At 48.4% G+C, this 13,456-nt stretch carries 11 protein-coding genes and 4 tRNA genes; 1 reads left to right on the plus strand and 14 read right to left on the minus strand.

From position 1 onward, the window contains the following. Positions 1 to 84 precede the first annotated feature (84 nt). The 12 genes from rpoB to D6029_RS19640 form a co-directional block, all read right to left on the minus strand. The gene (gene rpoB / locus D6029_RS19585) at positions 85 to 4,113 is read right to left on the minus strand and encodes a DNA-directed RNA polymerase subunit beta (protein WP_120066377.1); all 4,029 of its coding nucleotides are present in this window, start codon (positions 4,111 to 4,113) and stop codon (positions 85 to 87) included. A 324-nt stretch (positions 4,114 to 4,437) separates the two neighbouring features. Beyond that, on the minus strand, positions 4,438 to 4,803 hold the full coding sequence (rplL, locus tag D6029_RS19590; protein WP_064561666.1) for a 50S ribosomal protein L7/L12: 366 nt from the start codon (positions 4,801 to 4,803) through the stop codon (positions 4,438 to 4,440). A 66-nt stretch (positions 4,804 to 4,869) separates the two neighbouring features. Next, positions 4,870 to 5,367 (minus strand): 50S ribosomal protein L10, encoded by a 498-nt coding sequence (gene rplJ, locus D6029_RS19595; RefSeq protein ID WP_034461803.1) that lies wholly within the window; start codon positions 5,365 to 5,367, stop codon positions 4,870 to 4,872. A gap of 296 nt (positions 5,368 to 5,663) precedes the next feature. Continuing rightward, on the minus strand, positions 5,664 to 6,368 hold the full coding sequence (rplA, locus tag D6029_RS19600) for a 50S ribosomal protein L1 (protein ID WP_034461804.1): 705 nt from the start codon (positions 6,366 to 6,368) through the stop codon (positions 5,664 to 5,666). A 3-nt stretch (positions 6,369 to 6,371) separates the two neighbouring features. After that, on the minus strand, positions 6,372 to 6,800 hold the full coding sequence (gene rplK / locus D6029_RS19605; RefSeq protein ID WP_120066378.1) for a 50S ribosomal protein L11: 429 nt from the start codon (positions 6,798 to 6,800) through the stop codon (positions 6,372 to 6,374). Positions 6,801 to 6,959: 159 nt separating this feature from the next. After that, positions 6,960 to 7,505 carry a transcription termination/antitermination protein NusG gene (gene nusG / locus D6029_RS19610; RefSeq protein WP_034461806.1) on the minus strand — a complete coding sequence of 182 codons (546 nt, stop codon included), beginning with the start codon at positions 7,503 to 7,505 and terminating at the stop codon, positions 6,960 to 6,962. A 1-nt stretch (position 7,506) separates the two neighbouring features. Continuing rightward, a complete protein-coding gene (gene secE, locus D6029_RS19615; protein ID WP_034461807.1) occupies positions 7,507 to 7,890 on the minus strand; it encodes a preprotein translocase subunit SecE in 384 nt (127 codons plus the stop codon). 235 nt (positions 7,891 to 8,125) lie between these two features. Next, on the minus strand, positions 8,126 to 9,310 hold the full coding sequence (gene tuf / locus D6029_RS19620) for an elongation factor Tu (RefSeq protein WP_115627101.1): 1,185 nt from the start codon (positions 9,308 to 9,310) through the stop codon (positions 8,126 to 8,128). A gap of 111 nt (positions 9,311 to 9,421) precedes the next feature. Continuing rightward, a tRNA-Thr gene (locus D6029_RS19625) sits at positions 9,422 to 9,497 on the minus strand. Between the two features lie 5 nt (positions 9,498 to 9,502). Beyond that, positions 9,503 to 9,577 (minus strand) — tRNA-Gly (locus D6029_RS19630). 118 nt (positions 9,578 to 9,695) lie between these two features. Next, positions 9,696 to 9,780: transfer RNA gene (locus tag D6029_RS19635), tRNA-Tyr, on the minus strand. Between the two features lie 10 nt (positions 9,781 to 9,790). After that, positions 9,791 to 9,866: transfer RNA gene (locus D6029_RS19640), tRNA-Thr, on the minus strand. Positions 9,867 to 10,328: 462 nt separating this feature from the next. Between D6029_RS19640 and coaA the strand changes: the two genes are divergently transcribed. Then, positions 10,329 to 11,279 (plus strand): type I pantothenate kinase, encoded by a 951-nt coding sequence (gene coaA / locus D6029_RS19650; protein WP_208642699.1) that lies wholly within the window; start codon positions 10,329 to 10,331, stop codon positions 11,277 to 11,279. A 26-nt stretch (positions 11,280 to 11,305) separates the two neighbouring features. Here the strand turns inward: coaA and birA are convergent, their stop codons facing one another. After that, positions 11,306 to 12,268 (minus strand): bifunctional biotin--[acetyl-CoA-carboxylase] ligase/biotin operon repressor BirA, encoded by a 963-nt coding sequence (gene birA / locus D6029_RS19655; RefSeq protein WP_120066381.1) that lies wholly within the window; start codon positions 12,266 to 12,268, stop codon positions 11,306 to 11,308. Beyond that, on the minus strand, positions 12,265 to 13,293 hold the full coding sequence (murB, locus tag D6029_RS19660; RefSeq protein ID WP_120066382.1) for a UDP-N-acetylmuramate dehydrogenase: 1,029 nt from the start codon (positions 13,291 to 13,293) through the stop codon (positions 12,265 to 12,267). Before murB ends, birA begins: the two co-directional genes overlap by 4 nt. Positions 13,294 to 13,456 lie beyond the last annotated feature (163 nt).

Here is a 13,456-nt window from a genome sequence, read left to right on the forward strand (position 1 = left end):
GATTAGCTCCCGTCGGAGTGAGACTTCTCAGAGACGTCCGGAGTGACCCGGACATCCTGTAACCAGTACAGCAGATACGAGTGATTACTCGCCTTCCAGCTCGATGTTAATACCCAGCGAACGGATTTCTTTCAACAGTACGTTGAAGGATTCCGGCATGCCTGGTTCCATCTGATGGTTACCATCCACGATGTTTTTATACATCTTGGTACGGCCATTAACGTCATCAGACTTAACAGTCAGCATTTCTTGCAGAGTATAAGCAGCGCCGTATGCTTCCAGCGCCCACACTTCCATCTCACCGAAGCGTTGACCACCGAACTGAGCCTTACCACCCAGCGGTTGCTGAGTAACCAGGCTATAAGAACCGGTAGAACGCGCGTGCATTTTGTCATCAACCAAGTGGTTCAGTTTCAGCATGTACATGTAACCTACGGTTACTGGACGCTCAAACTGTTCACCGCTACGGCCATCAAACAGTGTGATCTGACCGGAAGTCGGCAGGCCACCCAATTGCAACAGCTCTTTGATTTCCGACTCTTTTGCACCGTCGAATACCGGAGTAGCAATTGGCATACCTTTTTTCAGGTTCTCAGCAAGACGCAGAACTTCATCATCGCTGAAGGTGTTCAGGTCAACTTTCTGACGAACATCTGAACCAAGGTCGTATGCTTTCTGGATAAATTCGCGCAGCTTGGAAACTTCTTCGTGCTTCTTCAGCATGGCGTTGATTTTCTCGCCGATGCCTTTAGCAGCCATACCCAAGTGGGTTTCCAGAATCTGACCGATGTTCATACGAGATGGTACGCCCAGCGGGTTCAGTACGATGTCTACCGGCGTACCGTTTTCATCGTAAGGCATATCTTCGATCGGGTTGATCTTGGAGATAACACCTTTGTTCCCGTGACGACCTGCCATCTTGTCACCAGGCTGAATCTGACGTTTAACGGCCAGATACACTTTAACGATTTTCAGCACGCCAGGTGCCAGGTCATCGCCCTGAGTGATTTTGCGGCGCTTAGCTTCAAGTTTCTTCTCAAACTCGTGCTTCAGCTCGTCGTACTGCTCTGCCAGCTGTTCCAGCTGGTTTTGCTTCTCTTCGTCAGTCAGACCCAGTTCCAACCAGCGATCGCGTGGCAATTTGTCGAGCTTCTCAGCTTCAACACCGCCAGCAACCAGCACAGCATGGATACGAGCAAACAGACCAGCTTCAAAGATTTGCAGTTCTTCAGTCAGGTCTTTCTTCGCCTGCTTCAGTTGCATTTCTTCGATTTCCAGCGCGCGCTTGTCTTTTTCCACGCCATCGCGGGTAAAGACTTGCACATCGATGATGGTGCCGGAAACGCCGTTCGGTACGCGCAGAGAAGAATCTTTAACGTCAGACGCTTTCTCACCGAAGATAGCACGCAGCAGTTTCTCTTCTGGAGTCAGCTGGGTTTCGCCTTTAGGCGTAACCTTACCAACCAGAATGTCACCACCGGTCACTTCAGCACCGATATAAACGATACCGGATTCATCCAGTTTGGAGAGAGCAGCTTCACCCACGTTAGGGATGTCAGCAGTGATCTCTTCTGGCCCAAGCTTAGTGTCACGAGACACACATGCCAGTTCCTGGATGTGAATAGTTGTGAAACGATCTTCCTGAACAACACGCTCGGATACGAGGATGGAGTCTTCGAAGTTGTAACCGTTCCACGGCATGAACGCTACGCGCATGTTCTGGCCAAGAGCCAGTTCACCGAGGTCAGTAGACGGACCGTCTGCCAACACGTCGCCACGTTCAACTGGCTCGCCCAGAGAGACACAAGGCATCTGGTTGATACAGGTATTCTGGTTAGAACGGGTATATTTGGTCAGGTTGTAGATGTCGATGCCTGCTTCACCAGCCAGCATTTCGTCTTCGTTAACTTTGATAACGATACGAGAAGCATCCACGTACTGAACAGTACCACCACGTTTAGCAACTGCAGTAACACCGGAATCAACGGCAACAGCACGTTCCATACCAGTACCAACCAGCGGCTTATCAGCACGCAGAGTTGGAACGGCCTGACGTTGCATGTTCGCACCCATCAATGCACGGTTGGCGTCATCGTGTTCCAGGAACGGGATCAGGGACGCACCGACGGAAACCACCTGCTGGGTGGAAACGTCCATGTAGTCAACCTGGTCGTTGCTGAACAAGCTTGATTCGCCTTTGCTACGGCAAGTTACGAGGTCGTCTACGAAACGGCCTTCTTCGTCCAGGTTGGTGTTCGCCTGAGCAATAACGTAGTTACCTTCTTCAATTGCAGAAAGGTAATGAATCTCGTCAGTCACAACACCGTCAACAACGCGACGATACGGAGTTTCTAAGAAACCGTATTCGTTAGTCTGTGCATAAACAGACAGGGAGTTGATCAGACCGATGTTCGGACCTTCAGGGGTTTCGATTGGACATACACGACCGTAGTGGGTTGGGTGTACGTCACGTACTTCGAAGCCTGCACGCTCACGGGTCAAACCACCCGGGCCGAGTGCGGAGATACGACGTTTGTGCGTAATCTCAGACAACGGGTTGTTCTGGTCCATGAACTGAGACAGCTGGCTGGAACCGAAGAACTCTTTAACCGCAGCAGAGATAGGCTTAGCGTTGATCATATCCTGAGGCATCAGGGTATCGAGATCGCCCAGAGACAGACGCTCTTTCACCGCACGCTCTACACGTACCAGGCCAACGCGGAATTGGTTTTCCGCCATTTCGCCTACGGAACGGATACGACGGTTGCCGAGGTGGTCGATATCATCCACTTCGCCCTGGCCGTTACGGATACCGATCAGCTTACGCATAACCTGGATGATGTCGTCTTTGCTCAGGATACCTGAACCTTCGATTTCATCACGCAGCAGGGAACGGTTGAACTTCATACGACCAACCGCTGACAAGTCATAACGGTCTTCGGAGAAGAACAGGTTCTCGAACAGATTTTCTGCCGCTTCGCGAGTTGGTGGCTCGCCAGGACGCATCATGCGATAGATTTCAACCAGTGCGCTCAGGCGATCGTTGGTTGGGTCGACACGGATGGTCTCAGAAATGTATGCGCCGTGATCCAGGTCGTTGGTAAACAGCGTTTCGATACGCTTATGACCACACTGGCTCAGCTTAGCCAACAGATCCAAAGACAGTTCCATGTTCGCCGGGCAAATCAGTTCGCCAGTCGATGCATCAACGTAGTCTTTAGCCGCGACTTTACCAGCAATGTATTCAACCGGAACTTCGATAAGCTTGATATCGTCTTTTTCCAGCTGACGAATATGGCGCGCAGTGATACGGCGGCCTTTTTCGACATAGATTTTGCCGTCAGCTTCGATGTCAAAGGATGCAGTCTCACCACGAAGGCGTTCTGGCACCAATTCCATCTGCAGCTTGTTGTCACGGATTTCGAAATTAACTTTCTCAAAGAACAGGTCAAGGATCTGCTCAGTGGTGTACTGCAAAGCGCGCAGAATGATGGTCGCAGGTAATTTACGGCGACGGTCGATACGCACGAACAGGTTGTCTTTCGGGTCGAATTCGAAATCCAGCCAGGAACCACGGTAAGGGATGATACGTGCGTTATACAGCACCTTCCCTGAAGAGTGGGTTTTACCTTTGTCGCTATCAAAGAACACGCCTGGGCTACGGTGTAACTGAGAAACGATAACACGCTCAGTACCGTTGATAACGAAGGTGCCGTTATCAGTCATGAGTGGAATTTCACCCATGTAGACTTCTTGTTCTTTAATGTCTTTAACGGTGCCTTCCGGCGCTTCACGCTCGTAGATCACCAGACGCAGTTTCACGCGCAGGGGAGCGGAATAGGTTACGCCGCGGATTTGACATTCTTTAACGTCAAATACCGGCTCACCCAAACGATAGCTCACATATTGCAGCTCAGAGTTACCGCTGTAGCTTGCAATAGGGAACACGGAACGGAAAGCCGCTTCCAGACCGTACTGGCCTTCAGGATCTTGCTCGATGAACTTCTGGAACGAGTCAAGCTGGATAGAAAGGAGATAAGGAATGTCCAAAACTTGTGGACGTTTTCCAAAATCCTTACGAATACGTTTTTTCTCGGTATAGGAGTAAACCATTAGGGTTCCTCAGCTCGCTGACAAGTCGACCCATCTGCCCGACAAGGGGACAGTTTGTGCAACACTATTTTGTGGACCGGAAAGTGGAACACTTTCCGCAATACCTGTTTCTATCACTCTTAAACCATTTCGCTACGCTTTACCCCGGAACTCCCGGTGTAGAAAGTCGTAGTATATTAAGGCGTAGATAGAGACAAGCATTGAAAGACAACCAGCAGTCAAACAGTGTGAAATGCTACTGGCGCCTACAGCGCAAAAAGGCTGGTGACTAAAAAGTCACCAGCCATCAGCCTAATTTCTCAGGCTGCAACCGAAAGGGTTGGCTTATTTAACTTCAACTTCAGCGCCAGCTTCTTCCAGAGATTTTTTCAGAGATTCTGCGTCATCTTTGCTCACGCCTTCTTTCAGCGCAGCTGGAGCGGATTCAACCAGGTCTTTAGCTTCTTTCAAGCCCAGACCAGTTGCGCTACGTACTGCTTTGATAACGGCAACTTTGTTAGCGCCAGCAGCTTTCAGAATAACGTCGAACTCAGTTTTCTCTTCTACAGCTTCAGCAGCAGCAGCAGGGCCTGCAACAGCAGCAGCAGCGGAAACACCGAATTTTTCTTCCATTGCAGAAATCAGTTCAACAATGTCCATTACAGACATAGCGGATACTGCTTCAATGATTTGATCTTTAGTGATAGACATAACAATTGTTCCTGAAAATCAGAATAAGTTTATACGTAAGCAAATGCGTTAGAAAAGAAAGCGCTATTAAGCTGCTTCTTTCTGATCGCGTACAGCAGCCAGAGTGCGAACCAGTTTGCCTGCAGAGGCTTCTTTCATGGTTGCCATCAGGCGTGCGATTGCTTCTTCGTAAGTTGGCAGAGTTGCCAGGCGATCGATCTGGGCCGCCGGGATCAGCTCACCTTCAAAGGCTGCAGCTTTAACCTCGAATTTTGCATTCGCTTTAGCGAATTCTTTGAACAGACGAGCAGCTGCGCCCGGGTGTTCCATAGAATATGCAATCAAGGTTGGACCAACAAACGTGTCTTTCAGGCACTCAAACTGAGTCCCTTCAACAACGCGGCGCAGCAGGGTGTTACGAACAACACGCATGTAAACGCCAGCTTCACGACCTGCTTTACGCAGTTCAGTCATTTTACCTACGGTAACGCCACGGGAATCCGCAACAACCGCAGACAGCGCACCTTTGGCTACTTCGCTGACTTCAGCAACAATCGCTTGTTTGTCTTGAAGATTTAAAGCCATTAGCTTTGCTCCTGGATATTAGCCGGGGTTAACCCCCGGAACTCACTTCATTCATTACCAAAACGATAATGAACGTCGAAATACGGTGAGCAGAAACAAGCCAAAGACTATCAAAAATATTCTTCAGGTTCTGTCACCGTCTACGCAGGCAATTAAGTCTCTTGCGAAACACCTGCGGTCTTGGACGGAGGCCTGGATAAGGCCAGGCTCCAACCGAAAATTCTTTGTGCCCTGCATTGCAAGGCAACGGGCGTAAGATTTTAGACTAATCTTTCGCCCGCGTAAAGCAGTGAATCTTAGTTCACTACTGCGCTCAGACCAGACTGGTCGACCGCAACACCTGCACCCATAGTGGTAGACAGGCTAACTTTCTTAATGAAAACGCCTTTAGCTTGAGATGGTTTAGCTTTTTTCAGCGCAACCAGCAGAGCTTCCAGGTTTTCTTTCAGTTTGTCAGTGTCAAAATCCACTTTACCGATGGTGGTGTGAATGATGCCGTTTTTGTCGTTACGGTAACGAACCTGACCCGCTTTAGCGTTCTTAACCGCTTCAGCAACGTTAGGAGTTACAGTACCAACTTTCGGGTTAGGCATCAGGCCACGTGGACCCAGTACCTGGCCCAATTGGCCAACAACGCGCATTGCATCTGGAGATGCGATAACAACGTCGAAGTTCATTTCGCCTTTTTTGATCTGGTCAGCCAGATCTTCCATACCTACCAGCTCAGCGCCAGCAGCTTTAGCTGCTTCAGCGTTAGGGCCTTGGGCAAATACGGCTACGCGAACTGAACGACCAGTACCGTGCGGCAGTACAGTTGCACCACGTACGTTCTGATCAGATTTACGAGCGTCGATGCCGAGGTTTACAGCAACGTCAACGCTTTCTACGAATTTCGCAGTGGCCAGCTCTTTCAGCAGGGCAACGGCTTCGTTGATGTCATACTGTTTAGTTGCATCAACTTTGTCACGGATCACGCGCATGCGCTTGGTCAGTTTAGCCATTTCTTAATCCTCCACTACCAGGCCCATGGAACGAGCAGTACCTTCGATGGAGCGAGTCATCGCTTCAACGTCAGAACCAGTCATGTCCGCAGCTTTGGTTTCTGCGATTTCACGCACCTGAGCACGGGTCACTTTACCCACTTTGTCTTTGTTCGGCTTACCGGAACCAGACTTGATACCTGCAGCTTTCTTCAACAGAACAGCAGCCGGTGGAGTTTTAGTAACGAAGGTGAAAGAACGGTCAGCATAAACGGTAATAACAACCGGAATTGGCAGACCTTTCTCCATGGATTCAGTTTTTGCGTTAAACGCTTTACAGAATTCCATGATGTTCACACCTTGCTGACCCAGAGCTGGACCAACTGGTGGACTTGGGTTCGCCATACCAGCTGCAACTTGCAGCTTGACGTAGGCTTGTACTTTCTTAGCCATCTTAATTTCCTCTAGTGGGTTATAACGCCTTCCACAATGAAGGCTCCCCGTGAATAAATCGTTTTACGTGTACGAGACCCGTAAAAACAAAAGGCGCGAAATTGTATTCCAATCTCGCGCCTTGTGCAACGAATAATCGCTGCTTATACAACCTGATTATTAGGCTTTCTCTACCTGAGCAAAATCAAGCTCAACCGGCGTAGCACGACCGAAGATAGATACAGAAACCTTCAAGCGGCTCTTTTCGTAATCTACTTCTTCAACTACACCGTTAAAGTCTGCAAACGGGCCATCGCTGACGCGTACCATCTCGCCTGGCTCAAACAGCGTTTTCGGACGCGGCTTATCACCAACCTGTTGCAGGCGGTTCATAATCGCATCAACTTCTTTATCGCTGATTGGAGCAGGACGGTCAGAAGTACCGCCAATGAATCCCATTACGCGCGGAACGCTACGCACTAAGTGCCAGCTCGCGTCGTTCATAACCATCTGGACCAGAACATAGCCCGGGAAGAATTTACGCTCGCTTTTGCGACGTTGGCCACCACGGATTTCGACGACTTCTTCAGTCGGAACCATGACTTCACCAAACAACTCTTCCATGTTGTGCAATTTGATGTGCTCACGCAGCGATGTTGCTACGCGGCCTTCAAAACCGGAAAACGCCTGAACGACGTACCAGCGCATTTTAGGGGCTTCAGACATCTCAGAACCTCAGGCCAGTAATAAAAGAAACCAGGCGGACAAGAATACCATCCAGCCCCCACAAAATCAGTGACATTACAGCTGTAACTGCAGCCACGATTAAGGTGGTGTGTAAAGTTTCCTGGCGAGTTGGCCAAATCACTTTACGAACTTCGGTTCTCGCTTCGCGGGCGAAAGCAACAGTCGCTTTGCCTTTCGTCGTTAACAGCGCGACACCACCCGCTGCAGCAATCAGAACAACCACTGCCAGGGCACGCAGAGGCAGTGATACATCACGATAAATGTAGTTGCCCACGATCGCCACAATCAGCAGAGCAGCAACTGCCAGCCATTTCATCGCTTCCAGGCCGCGCCCGCTTCCTTGAGCTTCGGTATTCGCACTCATAAACCAACCCGTCACAATAATTCAGACAAACATTTTTGCCCCGCATATGCGAGGCAAAACCAAACCGAATGGCTATTTTTCAGGCACTATTCGGTATAACGCCTTCTTCAGAGCCTGTCTCAGCAATGATTATGAGTAAAAAATCACTGATGAGCCAGGTTCTGGGCAGAGAGCGTACAAAAAGGGCATCAAATGATGCCCTTTTCTTGCGCGTTGCGTCAAATGTTATCCGCGATTAAGCGATAACTTTAGCAACAACGCCCGCACCTACAGTACGGCCGCCTTCACGGATTGCGAAACGCAGACCGTCGTCCATTGCGATTGGGTGGATCAGGGTAACAACCATCTGAATGTTGTCGCCCGGCATTACCATCTCAACGCCTTCTGGCAGTTCGATGGTACCAGTCACGTCAGTTGTACGGAAGTAGAACTGTGGACGGTAGCCTTTGAAGAACGGAGTATGACGGCCGCCTTCATCTTTGGACAGGATATAAACTTCTGATTCGAACTGAGTGTGCGGCTTGATAGAGCCTGGCTTAGCCAGAACCTGACCACGTTCGATATCTTCACGTTTGATACCACGCAGCAGAACACCAACATTCTCACCAGCACGGCCTTCGTCCAGCAGTTTGCGGAACATTTCAACGCCAGTACAGGTAGATTTCACGGTATCTTTGATACCAACGATTTCTACTTCTTCACCAACTTTAACGATACCACGCTCTACACGACCGGTAACAACAGTACCACGGCCAGAGATAGAGAATACGTCTTCGATTGGCAGCAGGAATGGCTTGTCGATAGCACGCTCTGGTTCTGGGATATAGTTATCCAGGTGACCAGCCAGCTCGATGATTTTAGCTTCCCACTCTGCTTCGCCTTCCAGCGCTTTCAGAGCTGAACCACGAACAACTGGGATGTCGTCGCCCGGGAAATCATAAGCAGACAGAAGTTCACGAACTTCCATTTCTACCAGTTCCAGCAACTCTTCGTCATCAACCATGTCGCATTTGTTCATGAACACGATCATGAATGGAACGCCAACCTGGCGACCCAGCAGGATGTGCTCACGAGTCTGTGGCATTGGGCCATCAGTCGCAGCAACAACCAGGATAGCGCCGTCCATCTGAGCAGCACCGGTGATCATGTTTTTAACGTAGTCGGCGTGCCCTGGGCAGTCAACGTGCGCATAGTGGCGAGTCGGGGTGTCATATTCAACGTGAGAAGTGTTGATGGTGATACCACGAGCTTTTTCTTCTGGTGCGTTATCGATCTGGTCGAAAGCACGAGCAGAACCACCGTAGGTTTTAGCCAGAACGGTAGTGATTGCTGCAGTCAGAGTGGTTTTACCATGGTCAACGTGGCCGATAGTACCGACGTTGACGTGCGGTTTTGTACGTTCAAATTTTTCTTTAGACATCGATTGTCCCTCTAAGACACGGATAAATCGGTGATATCACCACATCAACCAGGCTAAAGCCTGAATTTGTTGAATTCATTAACAGAAGAGAAACAGGGAGGATAAAGGAGGTGGTGCTGATAGGCAGATTCGAACTGCCGACCTCACCCTTACCAAGGGTGCGCTCTACCAACTGAGCTATATCAGCACATCTGGAGCGGGCAGTGGGAATCGAACCCACATCATCAGCTTGGAAGGCTGAGGTAATAGCCATTATACGATGCCCGCATCCTGGAACTCGGCTACCTGCTTGAATTCTGTATTGAACCTGAGAAGAAGCTTCTCAGTGTTCGAGTCGACTAGTTGGATCTCGTCGCCTCGGGCTACGCATAGCGCGGCCTGAAAATGGTGGTGGGGGAAGGATTCGAACCTTCGAAGTCGATGACGGCAGATTTACAGTCTGCTCCCTTTGGCCGCTCGGGAACCCCACCAAGCACTTGATGGTGCCGACTACCGGAATCGAACTGGTGACCTACTGATTACAAGTCAGTTGCTCTACCTACTGAGCTAAGTCGGCATCAAGTAGCGCGCATTCTAGGAAGACCGGCCTCGCGATGCAACAAAAAAATTAAAGAAAATGCACTACCGCTTATATTTTGCGCGATAGCTCGTAAAAATGGTGGATTTATCAACATTCCGGTGTGATTTTGTCCGTGCATTCCGAGCAAACTCATCCAAACATTCCCTCTACTTATCTTGTTTTCGTCTCTGCACCACGCAAAATGCCTTCTATTAATGTTTTGCAGTTTGATAAACATCCGATCATAAGAGTCAGGGGCCTCGCAGAGCGTGATCTTTAACTCTGAAAGCATCAGCACTATGTTTTTTTCTTATTATTATCCCCAATCTGGTGTTACCCTCCTGCCCATTGTAAAAAGATAAATACGTTGCACGCCTTTGATTACCTGAGATGAGTCTCCTTTTCTCAGTCTGCGTACTACGTTCATTTTTGTCCTGAATTACAGGCAGAAGCATGCTTATGAGTAATAAAGAGCAAATGTTGACGACTCCTTATATGCAGTTCAACCGCAACCAATGGGCAGCTTTACGCGACTCAGTGCCGATGACCTTGACTGAAGGTGAAATCGCCCGGTTGAAAGGTATCAATGAGGACCTCTCTCTAGAGGAAGTGGCTGAGATTTATCTGCCGCTTTCGCGTCTATTGAATTTCTATATCAGTTCGAACTTACGCCGCCAGGCAGTACTTGAGCAATTCCTCGGTACGAATGGGCAGCGTATTCCCTATGTAATTAGTATCGCGGGGAGTGTTGCGGTAGGTAAAAGCACCACCGCCCGTGTGTTACAAGCCTTGCTTAGTCGCTGGCCTGAGCACCGTAGCGTAGAGTTAATTACGACTGATGGTTTTCTACATCCGAATAAAGTGTTGAAAGAACGCAATCTGATGAAGAAAAAGGGATTCCCGCAATCCTACGATATGCATCGTCTGGTGAAATTCGTTTCTGATATTAAATCAGGCGCACCAAATGTAACCGCCCCTGTTTACTCTCATCTTATTTATGATGTCATCCCAGATGGGGATAAAACAGTTGCGCAGCCAGATATTTTAATTCTTGAAGGATTGAATGTTTTACAGAGTGGCATGGATTATCCCCACGACCCACATCATGTGTTTGTTTCAGACTTTGTCGACTTCTCTATATATGTTGATGCGCCTGAAGACCTGCTCCAGGATTGGTATATCACGCGCTTCCTGAAATTCCGTGAAGGTGCATTCACCGACCCAGATTCTTATTTTCATAGCTATGCTAAGCTTTCAGAAGATGAGGCTGTTAACGTCGCATTGCAGCTGTGGAAAGAGATCAACTGGCGGAATTTAAAAGAAAATATACTGCCTACACGTGAGCGCGCTAGTTTGATTATGACGAAAAGTTCGAATCATGAAGTCGAGTGTGTTCGACTGAGAAAATAAAAAATGGGGGTAATACCCCCATTTTTTTAATTAACGCCACGTAGTGATATTTCACCACCGACCCAGGGTTTAATCACCCCATCCTGCTCTAACAGCAGTCCACCTTGCTCGTTAATTCCTCTGGAAATTCCGTGAATTTCTCTGTCACCTATAATTAACTTCACCTGACGGTTAATAAAGTTATCGAGTGATTCCCAGCGAGGAAGAAAAGGAACTAAACCTTCATCTTCAAATAATTGTAATGCCTTACGTAACTCTTTTATTATTTTAATTGCTAATGCATTACGATCAATATTAATTCCAGCTTCCTGAAGATTAATCCAGCTTTGATTAATGACATCCGTCGCCACATTCCGCATTGCAAGGTTGATACCTGCGCCAATAACAATTTGCGCCGCATCACCCGTTTTACCAGTCAATTCGACCAGAATGCCAGCAAGCTTGCGGTCGTTGAGATAGAGATCATTTGGCCATTTCACTCTGACATTTTCAGCACCCAGTTCTTGTAGCACTTCGGCCATAACAATCCCGATTACAAGACTCAGGCCAACTGCGGCAGCGGGACCTTGCTCAAGTCGCCAGTACATGGACAGGTAAAGGTTGGCACCAAAAGGTGAAAACCATTGGCGCCCTCGACGTCCACGCCCAGCCTGCTGGTATTCCGCAATACAAGCATCACCAGATTGAAGTATTTCTAGTCTTTCGAGTAAATACTGATTAGTGGAATCAATAACCGGAAGTACCGCAACTGAACCCGTCTTAATTTCAGATTTGATCAAATCTTCATTAAGTAACTGGATAGGATCTGGCAGGCTGTATCCTTTACCTGGTACGGTAAAAACATCCACGCCCCAATCTCTTAATGTTTGGATATGCTTATTAATAGCGGCCCGACTCATTCCTAGCTGCTCACCTAAATGCTCACCAGAGTGAAACTCACCATCAGAAAGAATGCTAATCAGCGTTAGAGGTATTTTGTTATCTTTCATGCAATGGTCTCCACAGCGCTAACTTCACCTGATGGGCCAATGAAGCGGACTTCCGGCTCCAGCCACACGTTGAATTTTTCCCCAACGCACTGGCGAACATAATGCGCGAGATCTACAACATTTTGGCTAGTCGCATTTTCTTCGTTTATCAATACCAGAGCTTGCTGTTTATGGACTGCAGCTCCACCAATTTTATAACCTTTCAATTGGCACTGATCGATTAGCCACCCTGCAGCTAGTTTTACTGAACCATCGGGTTGGGGATAATGTGGGACCGCCGTAAATGCGGAAATTAATGTTGCCGCCTGGTCGGCAGTCACTACGGGATTCTTAAAGAAACTCCCTGCGTTACCATTAACACGTGGATCAGGCAGTTTTGTCATCCGCATGTAGCAAACCGAATTGAACACTTCTTGAGGGGTGACATTCTCAGCATCCAGGCGGGAGAGATCGCCATAAGTTAACACCGGTGACCATCTTTTCGGCAAACGCAGACCTACGGCAATAATCGCGTAGTGATTCTGATATTCATGCTTAAAAATACTGTCACGATAACCAAACTGGCACTGTGAATTATCCAGACGATGCAGTTCACCACTGCGTACATCGATACAATCTACGTAATGGCAGACACTTTTAAGCTCAACGCCATAGGCACCAATATTTTGAATAGGTGACGAGCCAGCACATCCCGGTATTAAAGCCAGATTTTCGAGTCCGGGCATATCATGCTGCAAAGTGTACTCAACCAAATGATGCCAGTTCTCGCCTGCTCCAACATGCAAATGCCAGGCATCATCTTCCTCTGTGACCTGAATACCTTTAATGCGGTTAATGATTATGATGCCTGAATAATCCTCAAGAAAAAGAACATTACTCCCTTCACCCAGGAGCAATACCGGCATCTGTGTTGCAACCGCCTCGCTCCAGGCATCTTTTAGCTGCGACACTGTTTCAGCAATGACAATTCGTGAAGCATTAGCCTGAATACCAAATGTATTGAAAGGCCTAAGAGAGGTGCTCATATGGATATCTTTCCTGAGTTTAAACCCGGTTAGTTTACCTTATATGCCTGGGGTTGGCTTGTGTGAAGGGGTATTCGGGGGAGTAATCGTACAAATCGTAGACAGCAAAAAGCCCTGTACGTCAGTACAGGGCTTTCCACTTATTTGGAGCCTGGCAGTTCCC

Origin of the sequence: Buttiauxella izardii, assembly GCF_003601925.1 — a bacterium.
GTDB lineage: Bacteria > Pseudomonadota > Gammaproteobacteria > Enterobacterales > Enterobacteriaceae > Buttiauxella > Buttiauxella izardii.

Excerpts from the sequence above, each read along its gene's own strand:
- rpoB (WP_120066377.1), bottom strand. The coding sequence starts at position 4,113 with ATGGTTTACTCCTATACCGAGAAAAAACGTATTCGTAAGGATTTTGGA.
- rplK (WP_120066378.1), bottom strand. The coding sequence starts at position 6,800 with ATGGCTAAGAAAGTACAAGCCTACGTCAAGCTGCAAGTTGCAGCTGGT.
- coaA (WP_208642699.1), top strand. The coding sequence starts at position 10,329 with ATGAGTAATAAAGAGCAAATGTTGACGACTCCTTATATGCAGTTCAAC.
- rplL (WP_064561666.1), bottom strand. The coding sequence starts at position 4,803 with ATGTCTATCACTAAAGATCAAATCATTGAAGCAGTATCCGCTATGTCT.
- tuf (WP_115627101.1), bottom strand. The coding sequence starts at position 9,310 with ATGTCTAAAGAAAAATTTGAACGTACAAAACCGCACGTCAACGTCGGT.
- rplA (WP_034461804.1), bottom strand. The coding sequence starts at position 6,368 with ATGGCTAAACTGACCAAGCGCATGCGCGTGATCCGTGACAAAGTTGAT.
- birA (WP_120066381.1), bottom strand. The coding sequence starts at position 12,268 with ATGAAAGATAACAAAATACCTCTAACGCTGATTAGCATTCTTTCTGAT.
- secE (WP_034461807.1), bottom strand. The coding sequence starts at position 7,890 with ATGAGTGCGAATACCGAAGCTCAAGGAAGCGGGCGCGGCCTGGAAGCG.
- nusG (WP_034461806.1), bottom strand. The coding sequence starts at position 7,505 with ATGTCTGAAGCCCCTAAAATGCGCTGGTACGTCGTTCAGGCGTTTTCC.
- rplJ (WP_034461803.1), bottom strand. The coding sequence starts at position 5,367 with ATGGCTTTAAATCTTCAAGACAAACAAGCGATTGTTGCTGAAGTCAGC.
- murB (WP_120066382.1), bottom strand. The coding sequence starts at position 13,293 with ATGAGCACCTCTCTTAGGCCTTTCAATACATTTGGTATTCAGGCTAAT.